The 22346-nt window shown below is 53.8% G+C and carries 34 protein-coding genes; 26 read left to right on the top strand and 8 right to left on the bottom strand.

Going from position 1 to position 22346, the window contains the following annotated elements; translation table 11 throughout:
- The first annotated feature begins 153 nt into the window (after positions 1–153).
- From PG766_RS15530 to PG766_RS15435, 20 genes are all read left to right on the top strand, one after another.
- A complete protein-coding gene (locus tag PG766_RS15530; RefSeq protein WP_173685608.1) occupies positions 154–372 on the top strand; it encodes a hypothetical protein in 219 nt (72 codons plus the stop codon).
- A gap of 67 nt (positions 373–439) precedes the next feature.
- A complete protein-coding gene (locus tag PG766_RS15525) occupies positions 440–817 on the top strand; it encodes a hypothetical protein (protein ID WP_270257906.1) in 378 nt (125 codons plus the stop codon).
- An 11-nt stretch (positions 818–828) separates the two neighbouring features.
- Complete coding sequence (locus tag PG766_RS15520) at positions 829–2133, top strand: DEAD/DEAH box helicase (protein ID WP_270591220.1); 1305 nt, start codon at positions 829–831, stop codon at positions 2131–2133.
- Positions 2130–3047, top strand: coding sequence for a zinc-ribbon domain-containing protein (locus PG766_RS15515; RefSeq protein ID WP_270591218.1), 918 nt, complete (start codon positions 2130–2132; stop codon positions 3045–3047). The genes PG766_RS15520 and PG766_RS15515 overlap by 4 nt, the downstream gene beginning before the upstream one ends.
- Positions 3048–3185: 138 nt before the next feature.
- The gene (locus PG766_RS15510; RefSeq protein ID WP_270591217.1) at positions 3186–3401 is read left to right on the top strand and encodes a hypothetical protein; all 216 of its coding nucleotides are present in this window, start codon (positions 3186–3188) and stop codon (positions 3399–3401) included.
- Positions 3402–3420: 19 nt separating this feature from the next.
- Positions 3421–3882: a hypothetical protein gene (locus PG766_RS15505; RefSeq protein ID WP_270591216.1), complete on the top strand. Its 462-nt coding sequence runs from the start codon at positions 3421–3423 to the stop codon at positions 3880–3882.
- A gap of 9 nt (positions 3883–3891) precedes the next feature.
- Complete coding sequence (locus PG766_RS15500) at positions 3892–4395, top strand: 3'-5' exonuclease (RefSeq protein ID WP_270591213.1); 504 nt, start codon at positions 3892–3894, stop codon at positions 4393–4395.
- Positions 4396–4593: 198 nt separating this feature from the next.
- Complete coding sequence (locus PG766_RS15495) at positions 4594–4998, top strand: single-stranded DNA-binding protein (RefSeq protein WP_181966995.1); 405 nt, start codon at positions 4594–4596, stop codon at positions 4996–4998.
- Positions 4999–5251: 253 nt separating this feature from the next.
- A complete protein-coding gene (locus PG766_RS15490; RefSeq protein ID WP_117527829.1) occupies positions 5252–5824 on the top strand; it encodes a ParA family protein in 573 nt (190 codons plus the stop codon).
- The gene (locus tag PG766_RS15485; protein ID WP_270591208.1) at positions 5817–6053 is read left to right on the top strand and encodes a hypothetical protein; all 237 of its coding nucleotides are present in this window, start codon (positions 5817–5819) and stop codon (positions 6051–6053) included. The genes PG766_RS15490 and PG766_RS15485 overlap by 8 nt, the downstream gene beginning before the upstream one ends.
- 18 nt (positions 6054–6071) lie before the next feature.
- The gene (locus PG766_RS15480; RefSeq protein ID WP_270591205.1) at positions 6072–6272 is read left to right on the top strand and encodes a hypothetical protein; all 201 of its coding nucleotides are present in this window, start codon (positions 6072–6074) and stop codon (positions 6270–6272) included.
- A 51-nt stretch (positions 6273–6323) separates the two neighbouring features.
- Positions 6324–6596, top strand: a complete 273-nt coding sequence (locus PG766_RS15475) for a hypothetical protein (RefSeq protein WP_117527833.1) — start codon at positions 6324–6326, stop codon at positions 6594–6596.
- A 9-nt stretch (positions 6597–6605) separates the two neighbouring features.
- A complete protein-coding gene (gene mihF / locus PG766_RS15470) occupies positions 6606–6935 on the top strand; it encodes an integration host factor, actinobacterial type (protein ID WP_270251318.1) in 330 nt (109 codons plus the stop codon).
- A 590-nt stretch (positions 6936–7525) separates the two neighbouring features.
- Positions 7526–7921 carry a plasmid mobilization protein gene (locus PG766_RS15465; RefSeq protein WP_270363618.1) on the top strand — a complete coding sequence of 132 codons (396 nt, stop codon included), beginning with the start codon at positions 7526–7528 and terminating at the stop codon, positions 7919–7921.
- 8 nt (positions 7922–7929) lie between these two features.
- The gene (locus tag PG766_RS15460) at positions 7930–8151 is read left to right on the top strand and encodes a hypothetical protein (protein WP_270591203.1); all 222 of its coding nucleotides are present in this window, start codon (positions 7930–7932) and stop codon (positions 8149–8151) included.
- Positions 8152–8186: 35 nt separating this feature from the next.
- A complete protein-coding gene (locus PG766_RS15455; RefSeq protein ID WP_270591201.1) occupies positions 8187–8612 on the top strand; it encodes a helix-turn-helix domain-containing protein in 426 nt (141 codons plus the stop codon).
- Between the two features lie 13 nt (positions 8613–8625).
- The gene (locus PG766_RS15450; protein WP_270591199.1) at positions 8626–9345 is read left to right on the top strand and encodes a hypothetical protein; all 720 of its coding nucleotides are present in this window, start codon (positions 8626–8628) and stop codon (positions 9343–9345) included.
- Positions 9338–9628, top strand: coding sequence for a hypothetical protein (locus PG766_RS15445; RefSeq protein WP_270591196.1), 291 nt, complete (start codon positions 9338–9340; stop codon positions 9626–9628). The genes PG766_RS15450 and PG766_RS15445 overlap by 8 nt, the downstream gene beginning before the upstream one ends.
- A 14-nt stretch (positions 9629–9642) precedes the next feature.
- Positions 9643–9912, top strand: a complete 270-nt coding sequence (locus PG766_RS15440) for a hypothetical protein (protein ID WP_117786575.1) — start codon at positions 9643–9645, stop codon at positions 9910–9912.
- A 159-nt stretch (positions 9913–10071) separates the two neighbouring features.
- Positions 10072–11337 carry a relaxase/mobilization nuclease domain-containing protein gene (locus PG766_RS15435; protein ID WP_270591194.1) on the top strand — a complete coding sequence of 422 codons (1266 nt, stop codon included), beginning with the start codon at positions 10072–10074 and terminating at the stop codon, positions 11335–11337.
- A 162-nt stretch (positions 11338–11499) separates the two neighbouring features.
- On the opposite strand, the gene PG766_RS15430 is transcribed toward PG766_RS15435, so the two are convergent.
- The gene (locus PG766_RS15430; protein WP_055158144.1) at positions 11500–11946 is read right to left on the bottom strand and encodes a hypothetical protein; all 447 of its coding nucleotides are present in this window, start codon (positions 11944–11946) and stop codon (positions 11500–11502) included.
- Between the two features lie 15 nt (positions 11947–11961).
- Positions 11962–13293 (bottom strand): hypothetical protein, encoded by a 1332-nt coding sequence (locus tag PG766_RS15425; RefSeq protein ID WP_270591192.1) that lies wholly within the window; start codon positions 13291–13293, stop codon positions 11962–11964.
- A 190-nt stretch (positions 13294–13483) separates the two neighbouring features.
- Here PG766_RS15425 and PG766_RS15420 point away from each other — a divergent pair, with 190 nt between their 5' ends.
- The 6 genes from PG766_RS15420 (at position 13484) to PG766_RS15395 (ending at position 16671) form a co-directional block, all read left to right on the top strand.
- On the top strand, positions 13484–13804 hold the full coding sequence (locus PG766_RS15420; protein ID WP_055168065.1) for a helix-turn-helix domain-containing protein: 321 nt from the start codon (positions 13484–13486) through the stop codon (positions 13802–13804).
- Positions 13797–14012, top strand: a complete 216-nt coding sequence (locus PG766_RS15415; RefSeq protein ID WP_175305471.1) for a hypothetical protein — start codon at positions 13797–13799, stop codon at positions 14010–14012. Before PG766_RS15420 ends, PG766_RS15415 begins: the two co-directional genes overlap by 8 nt.
- Positions 14013–14091: 79 nt before the next feature.
- Positions 14092–14280 (top strand): hypothetical protein, encoded by a 189-nt coding sequence (locus PG766_RS15410; protein ID WP_117527849.1) that lies wholly within the window; start codon positions 14092–14094, stop codon positions 14278–14280.
- A gap of 3 nt (positions 14281–14283) precedes the next feature.
- Positions 14284–14865, top strand: a complete 582-nt coding sequence (locus PG766_RS15405) for a hypothetical protein (RefSeq protein ID WP_055158153.1) — start codon at positions 14284–14286, stop codon at positions 14863–14865.
- A 61-nt stretch (positions 14866–14926) separates the two neighbouring features.
- Positions 14927–16306: a hypothetical protein gene (locus tag PG766_RS15400; RefSeq protein ID WP_117527851.1), complete on the top strand. Its 1380-nt coding sequence runs from the start codon at positions 14927–14929 to the stop codon at positions 16304–16306.
- Positions 16307–16467: 161 nt separating this feature from the next.
- Positions 16468–16671 (top strand): hypothetical protein, encoded by a 204-nt coding sequence (locus PG766_RS15395; protein WP_118199882.1) that lies wholly within the window; start codon positions 16468–16470, stop codon positions 16669–16671.
- Between the two features lie 63 nt (positions 16672–16734).
- Here PG766_RS15395 and PG766_RS15390 read toward each other — a convergent pair whose 3' ends face one another.
- The 6 genes from PG766_RS15390 to PG766_RS15365 form a co-directional block, all read right to left on the bottom strand.
- The gene (locus PG766_RS15390) at positions 16735–17517 is read right to left on the bottom strand and encodes a hypothetical protein (protein ID WP_118199883.1); all 783 of its coding nucleotides are present in this window, start codon (positions 17515–17517) and stop codon (positions 16735–16737) included.
- A gap of 24 nt (positions 17518–17541) precedes the next feature.
- Positions 17542–17922 carry a hypothetical protein gene (locus PG766_RS15385; protein WP_195509435.1) on the bottom strand — a complete coding sequence of 127 codons (381 nt, stop codon included), beginning with the start codon at positions 17920–17922 and terminating at the stop codon, positions 17542–17544.
- Positions 17923–17989: 67 nt separating this feature from the next.
- Positions 17990–19042, bottom strand: a complete 1053-nt coding sequence (locus PG766_RS15380) for an ArdC family protein (protein WP_197032206.1) — start codon at positions 19040–19042, stop codon at positions 17990–17992.
- 149 nt (positions 19043–19191) lie between these two features.
- The gene (locus PG766_RS15375; RefSeq protein WP_270591185.1) at positions 19192–20010 is read right to left on the bottom strand and encodes a class B sortase; all 819 of its coding nucleotides are present in this window, start codon (positions 20008–20010) and stop codon (positions 19192–19194) included.
- Positions 20011–20024: 14 nt separating this feature from the next.
- Positions 20025–20666, bottom strand: a complete 642-nt coding sequence (locus PG766_RS15370; RefSeq protein ID WP_118384400.1) for a hypothetical protein — start codon at positions 20664–20666, stop codon at positions 20025–20027.
- An 80-nt stretch (positions 20667–20746) separates the two neighbouring features.
- A partial coding sequence (locus PG766_RS15365) for a VaFE repeat-containing surface-anchored protein (protein ID WP_270591182.1) occupies positions 20747–22346 on the bottom strand: 1600 nt, incomplete at its 5' end.

The raw sequence follows: 22346 nt of genomic DNA, 5'->3' as shown, positions 1-22346 counted from the left end.
TTAGGGGCTGCTCGCCCCTAATGACCCGAGTTCCATGGAGAAGGCGTGGAGTCTCGCGTTGTGGAGTGTGCTGGTATGCCGCATAGCTATAATTACAGATAACAGCAAGGGGGACGGCACCGGAACCATCCCAAGGCAGAAAGGACGGAGCAAATGAAAATCGAGAAAAACGATATGGTCATGGTCTATGACGGGGGCGGCACTGTTCCCCACTGCAAGTATACCGGCAGGTTCGGTGACCTTACGGCATACTGGCAGAAGATTGTCTCGGATGCGGTTTATCTGTTCCGGCTGGGGGAAAGCGAGGAGTGCGACTGGCTGGTTCTCCTCGGTCAGCCTTGGTCACCGTATTCACCGGACGGCATTCGCTAAGGAGTTGAAGGGGCATCGGGAAAGAGATGCCCCTCTTTTTCGATGTACATAAGTAGGGAGCGTGTAAATGGATAGGTACGAGGTCATGGCAGGCAAGATGGCACCATTGACCGACGGGGCGCACCGCAAATGGGGATTCACCGGAAAGGTCGAGACGAGGAGCTATGAGCGGCTGGTCGATGCACTCATTGACTTTGTTGAGACCGGAGACGGCCTAAAAGCGCGGTTCCTCACAGGGTTTGCAGCGTGCTTGGCAGCGGATAGGAAATCTGTCGAGAATCGTGGGTTCGGGGTCGCGGTCAGGAAAGTCCGGTGCCATCGGGGCGAGGACGGCACGGTCAGGGTGTCTTCCGTAGAGACGATGCACGAACGTCGGTACACGGTCGATGATTGGCGATACGACACGGCGGATTGCGAGCAGACCGAGAACGGTCAGAAGAGTTGAAGGGATGTACGATGAGTTCCACGATTAAACTGTATGAGCATAACCAGAAGGCATATGACGCACTCCTAGATATGCTTGGGGAGCGCGACCGTGCCTGCGTCATCAAGCCGACCGGAACGGGAAAGTTCGTCATCATCGCAAAGATGGTGCAGGACAACCCGGACAAGCGGTTCTTACTGCTCGGCACCAACGATTACATGTTCAACGACCAGATGGCGAACCTTACCGAGATTGCGCCGGGGTTCACGCCCGAGAACCTGCAATTCATGACATACAGCGCGGCAATGATGGCAGCACGACGCGGTGAGGAGATTTCCGGTTACGACGTTGTGGTTGCAGACGAGTTTCACCACTGCGGTGCGGAGGAATGGGGAAAGGGTGTTACGCACATCCTCGATGCGAACGAGAGCGCCAAGGTGGTCGGCTTCTCCGCCACCCCTATCCGATACTCGGATGGCGGGAGGAACATGGCGGACGAGATGTTCGACGGGAACGTGGCCTATTCCATGGAGCTTGAGGAAGCGTGGCTGCGTGGAATCCTGCCGATTCCGAAATACGTCACCGCTTTCTATGAAGCACCGAAGGAGCTTGGAAGGCTGGCAAAGTCCATTGCTGGAATAAAAGACGAGATGGTGATGAAGCGGTTCCAGAAAAAGTATGAGAATCTTCGTCGTTCCCTTACAGAAGCAGGAGGTGTACGTGAAGCCATCGCGAAGCATCTTAAGAAACGGGATGCGAAGGTCATCGTGTTCTGCCCACGTGTCGCAAAGCTCCGAGAGTTCATGCTTCTGCGACGGGAATGGTTCGGGGCGGTAAACAGCGAGATACACGCTTATAAGACCGTGAGTGCAGACCCATACGGTTCCGAGGACTTTCAGGCGTTCAAGGATGATGAATCAGATGCTTTAAAGGTGCTCTACTGCGTGAACCAGCTCAATGAAGCCGTTCATGTCAAGGGTGTCGATGCCATCGTGATGGTCAGGCCGACGAAATCACCGACCGTGTTCTACCAGCAGCTCGGACGCGTATTATCTTCAGGAGGAAACCGAACCCCGCTCGTTTTTGACTTCTGCAATAACTTTGGTTCCATCGTTGCAGCGGAAAGGATTCCAAAGCGAATGGAGGAAACGTTCAAAAGGCTAACGGGAGAGAGCGAGCAACTGCCGTTCACGCCAAGCGATTTCCGAATCATAGACAGGACGCTTACCTATAGACAGCTCACAGATGAGATTCGGAAATCGCTGAAACAGCAGTCGATAGAGGACAAAATTACGTTTCTTGAGCAGATGGCGCAACTGAACGGAGGAAAACTATGAGCGAGCTTGAAGTGACACGTGTCATGAGCGACCTTCGGGGGCTTTATGAACGCGGCAAACTGTCGGACGAACAAATAGCCAGACTTGATGCCATCGGCTTTAATTGGGAAAGGAAAAAAAGAATAAAACCGACCTTAGATAGCCGACTTGCAGAACTTTGGGATGAGGAAAAGAATGGTGCGGTGGAACTTGTTAGGTTGAAGCAGCGTGATAGATATTGGTGGAAATGCCCCATATGTGGGTGCGAATGGTCGCGAGAGCTTGGCGCAGCACTTAAGTCGAATTTGTGCCCAGTGTGCAATGGGCGCGTGCTAGTCAAAGGCTACAATGATTTGGCAACCACACACCCTGAACTTGCTGCCGAATGGGACTATGACCGCAATGGAGAACTTAGGCCGAGCGATGTTCTGGCAGGGAGCACGCGGGCAGTCTGGTGGAAGTGTTCAAAGTGTCACGGGGTATGGCAATGTAAGGTCGTAAATCGAAAGCTCAATGCTGTACGTTGTCCCTATTGTAGAAAAAAAAGACTGCTTAAGGGATTCAACGACCTTGCTTCTCAGTACCCGGAGCTTGCAAAAGAATATCTTCCCGAACTCAACAGCGGGATTACAGCGGACGAGTTGCTTATAAGAAACAACACAAAGGTTAAGTGGCGTTGTTGCAAATGTGGTTATGAATGGATAACCACTATAGGGCACAGGGCGAAACGAGGAACAGGATGTCCGAGATGCAATGGCAAGAAAACGTCACAGAGGAAAATGAAAGCGGTCGTTTGCGTTGAAACGGGGAAAACCTACGAATCCATCACGAGCGCCGGGAGGGATGTTGAAAGAACAGACGGCGCTATATGTCGAGCTTTGCGCAATGAATCGCAAACATGCGCGGGATATCATTGGAAGTATCTGGACGAATGAATGAAGGCATCCGGGAGGGTGCCTTTCTTTTTGGACAGAATATGCAGGATATATGGAGTGTACGGTTCACCTGCTTGCTAGTATGCCGGTCTGCTATATTTATAGGCAGCAAGAAGGGCTGACGGAAAGGACACCGGCATGGGCTACATCGAGAAGACTTACGGACGAAATGAGAAGTTCCTCGCATTCAAGGTCTGCTTCTACGACACGCTCGTTCCGGCTCGCGAATACAAAAGCGGGTACGCGGCGGACAGGTTCGCAAGGAAATGTGCGGCGCAGGGGCTTTGGTGCTCTCTCCACGGGCTTGCAGTTGCAGATGGTAGTTGCGAGTGGGTCGAGATTTCTGCCTGCTAGGCGAGAAGGGATTACAGACATGGATAAGGAAATCCGATATTTCGTCAGCGGGTGGAGCTTCCGGCTCGGTTTTACATCCGTTCCGGGTTATGGCGGAGACCATGAGGATATCAGTGACGGGGATTCGTATGAGCTTGGCGAATACGAGAACTCCGAGGAAGCGCTCGCGGCGGCGGAAGCATTCATATCGACGCATGGGAACGAGGTCAATGACGAGGAACATGGCATCGGCTCCGTTACCTATTGGACTATAGAGGTCGAGCGCCGCACGGAGTACAAAGAGAACGAATGGCTTCCGTGCGATGAGTCCGGGAGGATTGATGACGGCTACGGAAATGAACCGGATGCGATTGTCGCATATTTCAGCTCGCTGGAAGGAAGTCGCGAGGAGCGGGCATTCGAGCTAGCGAAGAATGAGTATCTGGCATGGCTGGAACACAGGACAGACCGCTATACGACGGTCTACGGCTACATGAATTAGGTGATAGAAATGAACAGCATTTGCTTTGACACCGAGACCACCGGTCTTCATCCGAACGGTAGCGACCCGGATGAGATTCTGACCATCTCCATCATCGGAAGGGACGGCTCCGTCCTGTTGGATGAGAGGTTCCGACCGACCGTGAAGACCGAATGGCCGCACGCGAGCGCCATCAACGGCATCTACCCAGAGGACGTGGCAGACCTGCCGACTATCGAGACAGCCATCCCGCGACTGAGGGAAATCTTTGCAGGGGCAGATGAGGTTATCGGCTACAACGTCGGATTCGACCTCGGGTTCCTATCCGCCGTCGGGGTGCGCCCGAGGGAGGACGCACGCATTACGGACACCATGAACCTGTTCACGTGGTTCATGGGAAGGCGCTACAAGCTGGTGGATGCCGCCGACCATATCGGTTACGAGTGGACGGGCAGGGCACACGGTTCGCTTGCCGACGCGCTCGCGACGCTTGCCGTGCAGCGATGGCTCGAACAACGGCTCGTAGCAGAGTAGATACGTGCTTAGGGCGTGTGAAGTGTTGCTTTTCACACGCCCTTATCTTCGCCGCGCAAGTGTGTGCAATCTATGTGGTTGTCTTGCTCTCTGGGTTGCTGGTATTCTGGTCTGCTATATTTATAGATAGCAGGAGGGAACCCCGGTCAGGGGGTACCGCCGCAACATCCGAACCGGATAAGACAGAAGGGTATGAAAATGGCTATCAATCGAGTGACCATCATGGGCAACCTCACGCGCGATGCGGAGCTTCGCAAGAAGGGGGATGCCGCGAGTGTCCTCACCTTCGGACTCGCCATCAACGAGAAGAAGAAGGACAGCGAGACCGGCGAATATGTCGATGCGCCGGTGTTTGTCGATTGCGCCCTGTTCGGTGCGCGAGCCGAAGCACTTGCTCCCTATCTCACCAAGGGGAAGAAGGTTTCGGTGGACGGACGGCTCCGCTACCACTCTTGGATGAAGAACGAGGAGAAGCGCCATGCCCTTTCCGTTCTCGTGACCGATATCGAGTTTGCGGACTCGAAGGGTGCCGGGAAGGATACGGTTTCCGCCCAGGGGCAGTCTACGGAACCGGAAACGTATGATGCGGATATTCCGTTCTAGGGAGGACGGAATGCACTTTCGTGGCGATTCAGTGCGGGAAATCCCCTTCATGCTCTTCCTCGGCCTGCTATTCGCGGTGACCGTCGGATGGTGGGCGTTTCTCACACTTACGGTTTCGGTCGTTTTCGGAAACGTGGCTGCTGCGGTATTCTCCGTGTGCTCGTTGTTTTCCGTCACCGTCGGTTACGGGCTTGTGCGCGCATCCGATTCCCGTGAGTAGCGTTTTTCAAACAGGACAGAAAGGACTTCTAACATGTACACGATTCTGATGCTCAACCAGAAGGGCGGAGTCGGCAAGACCACCATCGCGGACGAGCTTTCCTTTGCGCTTGAGCGTCGCGGCAAGACCGTGGCGTTCGTCACTACCGACCCGCAGGGCGGTTCCGTCCATGAGGTCTGCGATGACCCGGATTTCGCGGAGGAGTGCGATTTTCAGGTTGTCGATACGGCGGGCGTGCTCGTGGGCGGTGTGAACGATTGGTGCCGCGCGGCGAATCTCATCCTCGTACCCATGCTTCCGAGCACGCGCGACATGGAGCCGACGCTGAGAACGCTCGATATCGTGCGTGAGTCCGGCACTGGCGCAAAAGCGTATGTCATCGTCAACAACTTTTATGCCTACGGCACACTCGACCGTCAGCTCGTGGAGTACCTTGAGGGCGAGGAGGTTCCCATCATCGCGAAGATTCCACGCGCCGTTGCCCTCTCACGTGCCGCAGCAGCCGGTGTGTCCGTGGCGGAGTACGACCCGAAGAGCCATGTGGTCGCCCCGATTGAGCTGCTTGCAGATTCGGTTCTGAACGAAGAGGAGAAGAACAATGGCTAACAAGACCACAGCGAACGCGTTCATGGCGAGCGCGCAGAAGTCCAAGCGCGAGATGGCGGATATCCAGAAGGAAGGTTCCGGCAAGCATGAGACGGACGAGGTGGAACTCAAGAAAATCAGTCTCCTCATCCCGGCTTGGCTCCACAAGCAAGCGCAGCTCCACCGCATCGAGACGGGGGAGAGCATGACCAAGCTCATCGTCCGACTGCTTGCCGAGGAGCTTGGTTAAGGGGATGGTGATGAAGGGATGGGCTTGATGGTAACGGAATCGGAAAAATCGAAGCACGACATACTGCGTGCGATGCGGAAACACATACGCGAGAATGGCATCACAGACTTCACCGATTTTCAGGACTGGTGCGATGAGAACAACGACCGCTGGTCTCAGGCACTCGATAGCGGACTTTCGTCGGTTATCGAGAAATACATCGACGGGCGTTTTTATTAGAGAGGAAGTGGAGCCGGTAGATGGATTCACTTCGGAAAAAGGGATTGGAACATGAACCTAATCACCATGGTTCCCGCCACCGCGAGGTTTATAGCGCAGATGCGGGGGATGCGAAGGCACATCGTCGAGAACAATGTCACCGAGTTTGCGGTATTTCAGAACTGGTGCGATGAGAACAACGAGAGGTGGGCAGAAGCTCTTGACAGCGGATGCGCCATTGCTATCGAGAAGTTTATCGCCGACTGGAACGGTCGGGCGGATGCGAACCGTTGGAAACATGCGGCGCAGCCTGACGATAACATCTGGGACAACGAGTTGAAGTAGGAAGCAACGATGACCGAGAAAGAGAACCATCTGCCGAACCTTAGCAGCGAGGAGCGTGCCCATGCGCTAGAGCTTGCCATGCAGGCTCGCAGGCGCTATGCAGCACTCAAAGCTCGCGTGAAGTCCGGCGAGCTTACGTTCACGGATGCGATGGACGAGGAGGATGCGAAACGCATTCTGGTCACATCGCTTCTGCAAAGTGTTCCGGGTATCGGTGCGAGCAAGGCGGTAGTCATCATGCGACTGTACCGGATACCGAAAGGCAGGCGTGTCGGCGGACTCGGCATCCGGCAACGTGAAGCGCTGGTTGCTCTGGAAAGAAATGGATGGAAGCTGTAGCGGTCTGCAATTCAAATTGAGGATGGCGAGCACGAATCAACAGCAACGTAGAAAACGGGCACCTTTTATGGTGTCCGTTCGCTTATCAAGACGCGATTGGAAGGTTAATATGATGATGACCGATTGAAAGGAATCTTTGTCAAGTCTTCAAAGAAATTGATTTCGTCTTCGCAGATGATGGGAACCCGAGGTGGCGGCACCTCGGGTTCTTGGTTTCCGGGCAAGCCGGAAACCCCGCAGAAAAGGCATGGGAAAGGGTGCGGCGGCACCCCCTTTTCCATGCCTTTTCTGCTCTCGCACTGATATAATATCAGTGCTCACCGGCCAAGGCCGCTCTTCGAGTTGCAAGATTTGGGAAGTGGGTACTCAAAGTCCACTAACATGGACTTTTCAACCCTCTTCCATCTTGCTCCCGAGCGGCTTTCGGAGCCTTGACGGGAGAGCGCTTTCGCTTGAGAAAACCGGTAATTTAGGATTCCCGGTTTTCTGTAGTCAGCAGAGCGACTATCCGATTTCGTGTCACTTACAAATGGCGGCGGCGCAATTTGCCATAAGTGTTTTACGAATAATGGAAAGGAGAGAATTGCGAGATGCGTAATCGTGAGGTTCAAATAAAGTTTTACGCAACCGAGAAAGAGAGAGAGTCCATTCGCAGAAACGCGAAAAGAGCAGGAATGAAAATGGGCGAGTATGCCCGAGCGGTTTTGACTTCCGACGATGTTTCAATCAAGGTCATCGACACCGAGCCTTTGAAAAAGGCAGCGCACGAACTCGCGAAGCAGGGAACGAACCTGAACCAGTTCATGAAGTTCCTGAACACCTACGGCGTGAAGGTGTTCGACCCGGGGGAAGCGAAACGAGTTTTGGAGAAAGAGGTCTCGTCGTTCTCTGAAATCATGGAAGCGCTCGCTGCGCTCCGAAGAGAAGCAAACCGGAACAACATCCATCTGCAAATCGAGGATTTTAACAACCTCGATAACGAATGACAGGAGATATGGGAATGACTTACCACGCAATGTTTTCGCTTTACATCATGACGGGATTATTAGCGCTTGTTATTAGCGTAAGTCTATTCTGCAAATCCGTAGCAGAAGCGAAAGAATGGAAAAGGAAGTTTGGAGAAAGAAACTGGGATTACCTTTATCGAGTTCTCATTGCGTTGGTCGCAATCGCTACATCCGGTTACGCCATTTTCATTCTCTTTGAAATGCGATAACGGGTTTTGATTCTCTGATTTGCGAGGGTACGAAAATGACGGAATGCAATCGTAAAAATCGGCTTTTGGGAAAGAGCATCCGAAAGATACGGATGCGCCGGAACATGACGCAACGAGAACTGGCGAATGCCGCAGGTCTAGGGGAATCGGCTTTTAGAAGCTATGAACTCGGTGAGCGTAGTCCGAAGCAGAATACGCTCGAACGGATAGCGAAAGCACTCGATGTAGCACCCGCATGTTTCGACACTTACGGCATTGAGCACTATGACGAACTCATGCACGCACTTTTCCTTTCAGAGGAAGCGTTCAGCATTAAGCCATGCGCGGATGGAAGCATCCGGTTTACCGACGAAACAATCCAGTCGTGCGTTTGCACATGGTGGTCTTGGAAGGAGTTTTTGAAGGAAGGAAAAATCACAAGAGAGGAATACGAGAACCAAAAAGACAGTTTCCTTAGATAGGCGGGCGAACAGGATGGGAAGAAAGAGAGCGATAATCTGCTTTGAGACGGAAGAACGGTTTGAAAGTGTCACGGATGCTGCGAATGCTATTGGTGCCGCATGGCCGTTAGTTAGCAATGCGCTGAAACGCCACGGGGCATGTCGAGGATTTCACTTCTATTACGCTGACGAAGTGAAACCGGACGATTCGGTTTTCGATAGAAAGGTTTATAAGAACTCAAGACCAATCATCTGCCTTGAGACGAACGAACGTTTTGAAAGTCAAGCAAAGGCAGCAAAAGCGGTTGGCGTACCGCGAGCTGCTATTTATGCGGCATTGAAAAAGCATATAGCAACCAAAGGCTTACACTTTTACTTTGCCGATGAACCGAAGCCGGATGAGGAGTTCTTTCGGAATAGAAACTGGACAAGAGTTCGTTGCAAGGAGACCGGTGTCGTTTACGAGTCGATAGCTCAGGCGGCACGGGAAACGGGAGTTTCGGAAAGAGATATTCAAGCGGCAGCAAAAAGGCATGGAACGGCAAAAGGTCTTCATTTTTACTATGCCGACGAACCAGAGCCGGATGATTTACTTCCCAGTAAAAAAGGAATAAGGGTTCGCTGCGTGGAAACCGGTGTCGTTTACAAAACGATTACCCAAGCGGCAAAAGAAACCGGAGCGTCGCAGGCAGGTATCCGCGGTGCCGCGTCCGGTATGGCAGGTGGCTATCACTGGGAGTACGTCGATGACTGATTCTGGATGGCTCCATTACCGCGACCTGAAATCACGGTGCCCAACCTGCAAACGTCCGGCGCATATCGCGAAGAGAGATGGAACTTTCTATTTCGTCGATGACGAATACAACCCGTTTGTCATGCACGCTCCGGTGAAAACGACGGAAGCGGTATTCCGATTTTTCACGAACGGTTACCGTCGCGAACATGGGACGGAGCCGAAGGTCACAGGAAATCGGAAACTGTCGGAAAGCGATATTCTTTCCGGCATGGGTGCAGTGTCCGTGAAAATAGATTCATGAAAGCAGGAGGAGCGATGGCAATGGCCGATTGTGAAGGCGAGAAGACGATTCACTATGAGGAGGACGGTTGGAGCGTAACGCTCACGAGATACGTGAGCATGGAACTCGGTGAGACCGTTGCATCTTGGGTTGAGTTTCCAAACGGGTGGTATCTTCATTCGGACGATGCCGATGCCGAGTTCACGCAAGATGGGGCGAAGACGTATCTGCAACGCTTGAAATCCGTCTGGATGGAATCGCCGTTTTGGGATAGCGTGAAAGCAATGGAGGAAAAACCGCAATGACAAGACCTGTCATCTGCGTTGAGACCGGGGGTGCTACTGGGATATCGAAGATGCGACGCGGGCATACCGATGTAAGTCCGGGTATATCTGAAACGGTATGGCACATGAGTATCCGGTGCGCGGGTTTCATTCCAAAAGGGAATGAGGGGAGGAATTGCATTGACCATCATCAAGCAGACCGGTGTGCAGAGTTCCGGTCACATGAAGAACCTGCGCGGTTATATCAACGATGACCGAAAGGTGATTCTACGCGACAGTCTGAACATGGACGGTTGCACGAACCCGAAGCGCTGGGCGCATCACATGTGGATGACCAGAGAAGCCTACGGGCACAACAAAGCGGCAAGGAGAGTCCGGGACAAGAAGACTGGGGAGCTTAAGGAAGCGAAGAACACGATTCTGTTTCACCAGATTCTCGGGTTCAATCCCGACGAGTGCGATTTAAACGGTGGGTGGCTCTCACCGGAAGAGTGCATGAGGTATGCCAAGGAGTACGTGGGAAAGCATTACCCGAACCAGCAGATAGTGATGGCGCTTCACAACGAATACTGCAAGGCGGACAAGACCCATCGCTATGCCGTCCATATCGTCATCAACCGCACCGACCTGTCAACAGGCAAGCGGCTCGATGAGGGGCGCGGGAAAAGCGCCAAGGTGAAACGTGCCAGCCGCATCCGCGACCTCGACCACGAGTGGGGGTTGAAACAGGTCGTGGAGGGCGAGCGCAATTCCTCCGTCCACAAGAAGCAGCCATCCCGTATCGAGAAGGAACTTGCGGCACGCGGCATCGACTCCTATAAGACGAACTTGCGAGAGCTGTGCCGTATCGCCGCCGGGGAAGCGGAGAACATCTATGATTACCGCGAGCTTTTGGAATCATGGGGCGTTGACACGGAGTTCAAGAAGGGGCGCATGTACGTTACCGACACGGACAACAATCGCTATGCCTTCTCCGTGGCGAAGCTCGATGCAGACCTCGGAACGAAGGGGTTGGAAGCTGCGTTTAAGGCGAATGTGGCGAAATCCATCCATGCGGAAGGAAGCGCAGCCGTTGCGGAGAAGAGGGATATCGAGCGGCAAAAGGCGATGGGAACGGAAACGAAGGAGAAGTACCTTGCGCAAATCCGAAGCGTCTACCGGAAGTACCGCAAGGAGATACGCGGCATGGAGGGTATGGAAATCGCGGATATCCCCAAGCTGAAACTCCCGCGCCCCGATTCGGATATCGCGGACGATTCGGAGGTCAAGCGTCTGATTCTCGCCTGTTGGCGCGGAGCCGATGAACTCAGGGCGGAAGTATCCTCGACGGTCATGCCGAAAGGGAAGAAGAACGGCGGAAACGCCGGGAGCGGCGGTTCCCAGCGGGCGCAACAGGTACCTGCGCAGGAACGCCCGGAACCGAACAAGGAGAACGGCGAGCGTTAAGAAGAAGCGGCGCGGGCGTGATGTTTTGCCTGCGCCGCTATACGGGTTGCGAGAATCGGCATAAAAGCGCCCGCCGTTCCCTTAATGTCGCACATCAGGGAGCAGCGGGCTAAAGCAAGAAAGTTTCTCCACGAAGGAAGAAAACGCGTTCAGTTTACCTCACTATGCGTTCGCGTCAAGCTGACGCTTGAGATTTGACACCTTCAACCACTGGAGAAGGAAGGCAATGGGCGCGAATGCAGCCGGGATGGAAAGAAGAAGTGTCGCTATGAGGAGCAGTCCGAGAGCGTTACCCCACACGAACAGCTTTGAGCGCTTGATTGCACGCCATGCAGCGATGTAGCCAGCCGGTACCGTGCCGACGTAAAACCCGGTAAAGGCTGTTGCAGCCAGCAGGACGGGAACGAGTGCAATGATTCCAATTGCACCTGTCTGAGTTATCAGGGCAGGGGAATTAACGAGAAGCAAAAGGAAAACAACTATCGCCGTTATCGTCCCGACGATATAGAGGAACTTCTTCATCAAATCGAAGACTCGTTTTTCCTCATCATATTCGGCGCGAATTGCCATGGTGTTGTCTTGGTATATCGGGTGTTGATAAGTTCGCATTGTATGACCTTCTTTCTAATGTTCTGTATGCAAGTTCTTAGACGGTTGCTCGCTGTTGCTATCACATAGTAGCTTGGCGGAAGCATCTTTCATGTCCGCGACTTCGGAATCGAGGAAATCGGGAGTATTTGGTTCTTTGGTCTTTGCCGCTGCCGGGGTTAGGCGATGAAAACTCGGTTGATTCTCGATGAAGTCGATTGCCGAATCCATTTGCATCATGACACCCTTGACGATGCTTTCGATACGGGCGGGCGGCATGTTCGGGTTTTGCGAGAGAATTGCACGGGCTTCATCGGCGAATCCGTCAAGCCTGTCAGGCTCGAACCACTCGAAGCCGGACAGAAGTTGCAGTTGCCTGTCCGGACTGAGTCCTCGTCCAAAAGGTTTTGCAATATATGCATAGTCGCCGGGTAAGTCCAATGATTCAGAATCACACCAAAGGCAATTACCAGTGTCGAATATCGGAGCAAACCGGGTGTATGCAAGCGTCTCCACATTACGGATGACACCGAAGTTTTGATAATGACGGTCGAAGTTGCCGACGATGTAATCGCAGGTCAGCATTTTCGACAGATAGGTTTCCACATCCTCAAGTCCAAGGCTTTCAAAGCACGAGACGAGGAATCGGTAATCGTTCTGCGAGTTGGGTTTCTTGTGGTTCTGGATGATATGCAAGGCTGGAATCAGCTCCTCATCTTCGCCCAGCATATTCGGACACGCGCAGTAGGTGCGCTTTCCTTCTTGATGAAGGGAATAGGGAACATAATCCGAGTCCGTCAGAAGACGCTTGTGCAGATGCGTGGCGATGACCTCGTTGTAGACCTCTTGGTTCACGAATCCGGTTCCGCTCTTCACGAGCATACGCACGCCGTTTAAGATAGTCCACTTCTTGTTCAGGTCTCCGCCGACCGTGGAGTTCGGTGACATGAGGTTCGGATTGTCACTCGAAGAGTCCTGCCCCAGAGTCAGAAGCCCGAGGTCTTCCGTGAAGTCGTTGTCGAAGAAGTTGATATCATCCCAGTTCTGCGGATTCTCCGGGTCGTTAATCCAGTAGCGGTCGGAGAGGGAAAGCCCGAAGTTTTTTTCCGCCAGAGCGAGCGTGCTATCGACATGCAGCTCGGCAATGAGCCGCTGTATCTGGGCACGGGACGCTGGAATTGCCCGTCTGAGCCACCAGACGTCGAGTGCAGCCCTTGTCGGGTTTCCTTTCATATCGAGAATCGCGGGAGGAGCGAAGTCAAGCTCGCGCCGCTTTAGTATCTTCACGACATGGTGCGTGTCGAGGTTGTAAAGGAAATCGAGAACCGGTCGGTTCTTGTTCATCAGCGTATAGCGCTTATCGTCCATTGATGCGTCACATCCTTCCTTATATCCATATATGGATAGTGAGTCTATTTTACTATATTGCTGGGTTGCTTTCAAGCTGGTTTGTTGTCTTATTTGTGCGGGATATATGGAGTATCGTCTTGAAGATTTATCTGGTTTGGTGGTATGATATATTACTAGTAATCAAGCTAGACGGAAGAAGGGAGATACCATGGCGGGTAAGCCACAGGCGGAAAAAGCCGTTGAGCGTTTCCCGGAACTCGGGTGTTTCGCGGTTGCGGTGCGCCGCATTGTGTACGAGAAGGGGATGACGCTCGACAACGCCATCAAGAAAAGCGGAATCAGCAAATCCGCTTGGTTCGCCGGGATGGCCGGAAGCGGGGGAAAGCCGACGCGTCTGCCGAGCCTTGCGTCCTTTTTTGCTATCGCGGACGGTCTCGGAATCACACCCGAGGAGCTAATTGCCGCGATGCGGAAGGAAGCCGAAGTGCGTGAGAAGAGCAATGGAGAGAGGGCTGAGAACGATGAGTAGGATTTTCATCACCATAGGGAGCGCTTACTCGAAAGCCGCAAATGTAAACCCCGTGGACGGCATCTGGTGTTCCGACTGCGGATGGGCTGGGCGCGTCGAGGAGGATATGACGGATTCTGAGGAGAGCGAAGAGCCGCTGTTCGAGGAGTTTTCCGAATATGTCCCGAAGTTTTGCCCGAACTGCGGGGTGAACCTGCGTAAACCCTAGAGGTGTCCAGACAAAGGGACACCTGATGCGATAGGCTGTCCCTATCCGATAGAAAAGACCGGCAAGGTCGAGGAGAGAGATGGAAAAGGAACGTTTTCTTGTCGAGGTGACGGTGAAGGGCGAGAAGGGTTGGAAGGCGATACACATGTGCGGGAGCATGGCGGATGCCGTGCCGGTCGCGGATGCGGTACACAACCTCTCCTATCTGCTCGACACGCCCATCGCTATCCGCGTGCGCGAGAAGAGGGGCAAGGGTTTGGAGGGCTGACGGATGGAAAGGAGCGAAGATTACATGGCAAAGCATTTTAGCGAGGTGAAGAGGGAACTTGAGCAGCCGGACGGGCATATGGCCGGTATCGGCCAGCAGCTTAAGCTCTCCGAGGAAGCGAGGGATGCCAGAAACGCCGGACGAAGGCTTGAGGACGAGAACGACGAGACCGACCTCATCGGAACCGTGAAGAAGCTGGAAGACCTTATCGCCGAGCAGCGCCGGAGCAACGAACGCATCGCAAGGGAGATGCGCGGCATGGTTTCGGAGATGAAGGATGTGCTCGAAAAGGTCGAGGAGCTGAGAAACGGCGCGGCGGACGCGCAGCATCAGGCGAATCAGATGGCGCTCATGGGAGTTGCGAATGCCCAGCAGAAAGCTGGGGAGATGACCATAAAGAACGTCGAAGAGGTGACTGCAAGGAGCAGAAAGGTCATCGACTCGATGGTAGAGGAATCCAAGAGACGCATTGAGCGGCTTTCGATGGTGACGCTTCCAGACAGACTGTTCTACTACTGCAAGTGGATGGCGGTCATCCTCGTTCTCATCATCCTCGTGCATGTCCTATGGGGTATGCTGGTGTAGAGAACTACCGGTAATATAGATAGCAGGAAATCTTCTTATAAGACAGAAAGGACTGACAGAAATGAAGAAAGACAGCAATATGTTTAACGACAACAACATCGAGACTGAGGGTGTCCCGGCGGACAAGACCGCCGAAATCCCGAAGGTCGTGGATTCAACGGAGGAGGAGAACGCTAAGAAGCCGCTCATGCTCTTCGGGCGCGAGTTCTCCCGCAAACAGGTCTGCGCGGCTGGTGCAGGAATCCTCTGTGCGGCGCTTCTCATCGGCGGCGGATATGCCATCACACATGCGGATTGGACGGGCAAAGCGAACGTCCCTGCGGTGTCCCAGTCAAAGGACGATGAGGAGCAGGACATGGCGCTCATCCTTGAGGTGAAGGCCGACGGCTGGGATGCGGACACCTCCACGCCCGTCATCGCCCATATCGAGGATGCGGACGGGAAAGTAGACTTCTACACTGCTATCGCCGCGAACAAGCAGGTGACCGTGAAGGTCGGTGAGTCCGGTACCTATACCGTCACATTCATCTCACCGGTGAACGCCGACGGCTCCATCTATAAGGTGCCATCGAAGAAGGTTACCGCCGGAAAAGCCGACAAGACAGTTGCCACAGGCGTGACTTTCGATAAGGTGGATGCGGACAAGGTAACGAAAGATGACCTGACCGCCATTGCCAAGGACGTTGCGGAAGCCGTGAAGAAGGGCGATTCCACCCTGACCGGAGACAAGGGCGCTGAGGTCGTGAAGAAGTTCGAGGACAACATCAAGAAGAACCCGAACGCCGATGCCGATGCCGTCGAGAAGGAGAGCGAAAAGGCGCAGGAGACGGCCAAGGAAGAGAAGTCCGACGCGAAGACCCCGGAAACTTCCGACAGCAAGAAGAGCGATTCAGGCTCATCCAACGGCTCCAAGAAGGATAATGGGAAGACCACAGGCAGCTCCGATAATTCTGGAAACAAGAGCAATTCATCTTCCAAGAAAGACGAAGGAAAATCCGATAGCAAGCCGAGTGGCGGCAACAGCAGCAACTCCGGCTCAAACACCAATTCAGGCAGTTCATCGAAAAAGGATGACACCCCGGCGCATGTTCATAAGTATGATATCTACCATCCTGCGGTGACTCATACGGAGAAGGTGTACCATCCCGCAGTGACCCATACGGAGAAAGTGTACCATCCCGCAGTGACCCATACGGAAGAGCGCTCAATTTGCAACGGCTGCGGAGCAGATATCACGGGCAATGAACAAGCTCATGCGTATAATGCACTTATGGCAGGCAATAAAGCATGTGGCGCATATCATACGGTATACAATACCGTAACAGATTCTGCGGCATGGGAGGAAACGGTTACGATTACAGATTCTGCGGCATGGGAGGAAACGGTTACGATTACAGATTCTGCGGCATACTACACTTGTTCCTGCGGTGCTCGGAAATAGGGGATTTCATGTTTACGGATATACCTCACGATTACTGCAATGAAGAGACCGGGCTACCAGTAAAGAATCACCTTCCGCCTGAGCTTGGCGCACGATTCAAGACGCGTAAGCAATGGCGCGAGTGGGGATATGAACCAAAACCCGGAGAGCAGGGTCATCGGATGCATCCGAGTTCGCTTGCCTATCGCAGCTATGTCTATTTCCATGAGAGCGAAGTATGCTCTTATGCTGGAACGGAACCGGCGGATGATGTAAGGTATCAGACTCATGTGAGCAAAAAGACCGTCGCGCTTGAAGAATGTACCGGCCATGGAGGTCTAGCGGCTATCGGCTGGAAAGAGCCTAGACCGTATCGTGCAGGATGACAAGACTAACAGTTAGAGAGTCCATATAGATGAAAAGCCCCGACCAATGGCCGGGGCTTTTTTCTAATGCTCGTTATTCAGGTTTTTCGGTGGTTCCAACCCGTTCTGTTTCGATAGTTCTGTGGTTGCACCTTTCATATCACCGATTTCGGAACCGAAGAAATCCGGCTCCTCACGCTCAAACGAATGGGCGGGAACCGGAACGATGATACCACTGGAACCCTTGATATAGGAGAGAGCATCGTGGCGCTCGCCGACCTCGGTGAGCGACGCGGCGAGAAGGGAATCCTTGAACCAAGGGTATCGCTGTTGCAATTTCTCCATGACGGCCATCGCCTTGTCAATCGGCATCATCGCTAGAGACTCGTATCCGGAATACTGGGTATGGATGAATCCGTTGCGTTCCATGAAGATTCGGATAAGCGTCCAAGCGCCGCGCCAAGCGTTCGGCCTAATGGAGCTGTAATTTTCGCTGAGCGCAGCCGTTCCCAAATCAAAGTGAAGCTCCTTACGGGTGTCGGGGCGAGAGGAAGGGGATAACTGCATTCCGCTTTCAAGAAACTCCTTCACATCGTAGCTTTCACCGATTTCCGTGAAGGTGGCCGCTTTCAAGCATTTTTGGAACCAAGGAAACTCATTCATCATCTCATCTATGGTGCCATAAGCACGTTGATAGGACATGACGATATTTTCAGCCGATTCATATCCAGAATATTGTGGCTTTTCAAAGCAATGGGATTCCAGAAAGTCTTGAATGTCTGACCATGGGTTCTTTTTACCAGTATAGAATCGTTCAACAGACTCGTTGTCTAGGTCGAAGTGAAATGCTTTCCTATCAAGTTCCATTTGGAATCCTAAGTGTAAATGCGGTTAGTCGTAAATACGTTCCGGACTGATATCCCGGATTACCTGTAGGTAGTCTTCACCCTCCGGTTCATTCATATCCTCATAGGTGCGCCATGACTTAATGTTCTGCATCACCCAAGGCTGTTTGGATAGAGTCGCGCAAACAGGGCACTGCGCCCCGAACTGCACCTTGCGGTTCTTTGCCTGCCAAGTACCAAGACCGATGCGCACGTTGCCCATCTGCTCCGCATACTTTCCCACGCAATCGTAGAGGTCATCTACGTTGTAACCATTCCTTTTTGCCTTCTCATCATCGAACTCGATGGTGAAGCGCCAAGGTCTCTTTTCCATTTCTGCCATACCTATCGTCCTTTCTGCCAGATGGCTGTTATCATATGTTACCATTATACTATAATGCCGGTATTACGGCAATATAGGAATTGAACACACGTTCTTTTTTGGCAAACGCATGTTACAGAACGGTGGAGAGAACATTTTCTGGCATCTCGCTTTCCGGCTGGTGTTCGGATGTGCTTGCCATGTCATGACTCTCCCCGGCGAGCGATACCTCCTCTTCCAGTTCCGGTGCGTCAATCTCGATGTTCTTTCCAAGCTCCTCCTCGTAGCGCTCCATGATGAAGGTGTCTGCATGGTCTGCCTTCGATGCGGCTTTGAAGAGGTAGGATGGGTCGTTTTCCAAGGCGTTCATCCAAGATTGCAGATAGGAGACGTGGTTCTCGTAGAACTCGCCCTCCAAATCGGTGCTCTGGATACCGAGGTCTGCGGAAAGGAACAGGCTTCCAAGCTCCGCGACCAGCTCTTCCTCAGCATAGGAGGGGCTTCCGAACCGGGTGTCGAGTTCACGGGCGAGGGCGGATGGGTGTCCGGTGGAGTGGGTCATCTCATGCAGCAGGACGCGGGTGAACGCTTCATCTGAGCGAAAGGTCTCTCGCGGGGCGATGAGGATGCGGTCGGTAGCCGGAGAGTAGGCGGCACTTCCGAGGTAGCCGCTGCTCTCGATGACGGGGCATCTGGAAGACTCCTCAAGGTTCTGTGCGATGGTTGCCGTTCGGTCGTTCAGATGGACGGGAGCGTTCTCCGGCGGGATGCCCTCGATATCCTCCGCATTGAAGACGTTCCAGTAGCCCACGAGCTTCGGGTAGCGTCCGGCAAGCTCCTTCTCGCCGGTATCCTCGTTTTCCTTGTAGAAGGCGAACTGCTTCCATTTCTCGATGAGCGCGGACTTGGCACCTTTTTTCACATGCCAACCGGCATCCTTTATCTGGTTGAAGGTAGCCCACCGGTTGTCCGTGTAGCCGCGCATGAACCCGATGAAGCCAAGATGCACGCGGTTTCCGCCCTGATACACGGTGCCGGAGACGGGGTTGTGCGGTGTTAGGGAGGGCAGGTACGGTTCTGCCCAACGAAGCCCGTCGCGCTTCATGTCCTCGATGATTTTCTCAACGACCGCCTGACGCTGGTTATCAATAATCTCCGTAGGAGTCTGCTTCTGCTTAGATTTCATCATGGTCTCCTTTCCGGGAAAGCTCATTAAAATTATACGATAGCTGCCGCTTTTCCGACATGCTCTAAGAAAACGACCCCACAGAATCGAATCTGCGGGGTCTTGGCGGTAGGTTTGTAGCGTGAGTGCGAACAGATTGAAACCTGTCCTTATTCGGCACCAGAGCCAGTCTGACGGGATTCGGTCGAAACAGTTTCCGTTTGCGCCTGTTTTTGGTCGATACTGGTGGTCACGACCGTCCGCTCATTCTGCTTCCAGAAGTTATAGGAGCAGGAGACGAGGGAGATGACCTGATTCGCTTCGGAATTGGTATCGAGTACCATGGCGGCAGATTCTCGCGAAGAATCGTACCAGTTCCGAAAATCCGAATCACCGGCAAAGACCGTCCGTTTGGTCGGCTCCCATCCCTTCACGATATTTGCGAAGCGCACGGTGTAGCGCATCTTGGTGTTTGGGGTTTGGATGAGTACCGTCTGATGCTCAGAAGCGAAGGATTTATCGCTATACCGTTGGACGTTGCCGAAACAGGTGACCGCGTTCCCGAGGGTCAGGCTGTGTCCGAGGATGACGGCATTCGGACTTTGAAAGCCCTCCTTCTCGCATTCTGCGTCGAGATAGAGCGCACCCAAGGGATTGTAGTTCCGGTAGATATCGTGATGCAGGTAGTAATCCGGGTCGGATGCGTGAGCTTGCAGGATGGGATGGTTGATATCCGTCCCCGGCACGGTTATCCATCCGATAACATCCCCGTTCACGCTCTTCCAGTAATCCCAATCAACAGTAGGGAACTCGGATTCCCGACCACCTGCGCTTTCCGTGGCGGTTTCCTGCGGCGTGCCGTTTGGTGACGGTGAGGGACTTGCATCCCGATAGAAATGAAGCAGCACGCCGAAAAGGATGGCAGCGACGGCCAAGAAGACCGCCGCTGCCGCAAAAGCCGCACGGGATTTCCGGTTATGATTTCCCAATCTGGACATCTGAATTACTTGGCGGCATCCGATGTGGCCTGCGGGGCATCCTTCGTCGCTCCGCAGGTGGTGCAGACCAGCTTGTCGATGACCGTCTCATCGTAAGCCGGGGTGTCGGTGACCTGTTTATCATAGCCCTCGCTCACCATGACCTCATCGGTGATGGGGACGTTGGTGGAGTAGCCGGAGTGACCGGTCTGCTTGATGTGGTCATCGGCCTTGCCGTCGATGACCTGCTTGCACTCATTGCAAACGGTATGGTAGGTGGTCAGGTTCTGGTAGACGGGTGCCACGTGCTCCGTGTGCGTCACAGCGTCATGGTGGACGGTCTTGTAGGTGATAGACCAGTCGTGGGTGTGAGATTTCTCTTTGCTCTTAGAGCCGTCCTTCGCAGACGCGTCGGAACCGCTTTCCTTGGAATCATTCGCCTGCACGGATTCGGCCTTGGAATCTGCATCGGTTTGGTGGCCGATGCCATAATAGGCACCGCCGCCGATGAGCGCGACGAGAGCAAGGCCGCAGATGGCGGCAATGACCTTCCGGTTATGCGGCTTCTTCTCGCTTTCCGGGTTCGCGTGCATGTTGTTCCCATCCGCAGGTGATTCGGTGGAATCTCCGTCGTTCATCTCGATATCGTTCTCTTTATCGTCCTTCATGGGTGTATCCCCCTTTCAAATTAAAAGGAAGGCAGGGTGCCGAAGAGCTGGCACCCTGCCGGTTTCAGGCGTTACGGGCACTAGGCTTCGGTGTTATCCTCTGCGCTCTCGTCCGCATCGCCCTTGGTGGTCTTGCGGCTCTTGATGCCGTAAGCGGTCGCGCAGCCTGCGGCAATCAGGAGGATGCCGATGGCGATGGCGATGTTCGTCATGTCAACGCCGGTCTTTCCGTAGGTGGAGCCTGCCGGGGTCGAGGTGACGGTCACGGACTGTCCCTCGTCGTTGATATCCTTATGCTCCGCCACGGTAACGTCCGTGGTCTTGCCGTCGATATCGCTCTGTTTGGTCAGCTCCTCGAAGACAACCAGTGTATGACCGTCGAGGGAGGTTGCATCGAACTCGCCGAGGTTGATGGAGACCGTGCCGCTCTCACTGTTCGGCGTGAACTTGAGTTCGGCGGTCACGCCCTTGTCGGCAACCTTCAAAGGTTCGCCGGTCTTCTTATCCATGAGCGTGGCATGGAGCGTGTACTCCTTGCCGGGAATAAGACCCTCGTACTTCACCTCGTCAGTGATGACGGCATCCTTGCCAGCCATCAGTTCATGGTCACCGTCGGACTTGTCAGTCGCAGTGGTACCGATGGTACTCGGGGCGAGTTTTACCGTCTGTCCCTCGTTGTCCTTATCGCATTCGCTCGCGACGATGGAAACGGGAGTCTCATCGGAAGCGTTCTCGATGCTGCCCTTGAACATGACCTCAAAGACCACGAGGTTCTTGGTCTCGCCGGACAGGCGGTCGATAACGTCGTTGGAGTTGAAGGTGTAGTCCATGTCGATGGAACCGGACTCCTTCTCAGGGGTGAACTCCGCCGTCTTGTAGACAAGGCAGGAGAGGAGGTCTTTGTTCTCCTCGGCATATGCCTTGACCTTGGCGAGGTCAATGGAAGCGGTCGGGAGCTTCTTTGCGTTCGACCAGTCGATACCGTTATCAGTGACCTCGACCTCATCGGCCTTGTAGGTCTCCTCGATATTACGGACGTAGCTTGTGCCGCCGTCTGCGGTGGCGCTGCCGCTACCCTCCAGACCGGTGAGCTTCCAAGTGCCATCTTCCTGCTCGGTGAGAGTCTGGGTGTCGGTCTTGACAGTCCAAGTGCCGTCCTCGTTCTCGGTGCGCTCGGAAGCATCATAGGTGTAGGAACCGTCCGCGTTCTTCACGATGGCGGCACCGTTGCCCCAGTCCTTGTCCTTAACCTTGATGGAGTAGGTGTTCGACTGGAAGCCAAGCACGTTCATCAGGCCGGAGGTGAACTTGATGAGGTCATCCTCGGTATACTTCTTCGCGCCTTCGCCGGTCAGTACGGGAAGACCGGTCTTTGCATCCATCAGGATACCGGCCATGGTGTAAGCCTTGCCGGTGAGCACATGGTCGTACTCCACCTTGTCGGTGACGGTGGACTCGGCATCGGCGATGACGGTCTTGTCACCATCGAGCTTGTCCGTGGCTGTGGTACCAATCTCGGAGGTGTGCATGGTGACCGTCTGGTCTTCATCCTCGATATCGCTATGGGAAGCAATCTCCTTGTCCTTGTAGGACAGGGACTCGAAAGCGACCACCGGTGTGTTGTCCTTCAGAAGCGACCCATCGAAAGTGAAGGTTACATCGACGGTGCCGTAGGTGTCC

Origin of the sequence: Coprococcus sp. LG101-27 (assembly GCF_027695515.1) — a bacterium.
Lineage (GTDB): Bacteria > Bacillota > Clostridia > Lachnospirales > Lachnospiraceae > Allocoprococcus > Allocoprococcus comes.
Note: the sequence above shows the minus strand (reverse complement) of the source record. Positions and strands in the feature narration are given on the sequence as shown.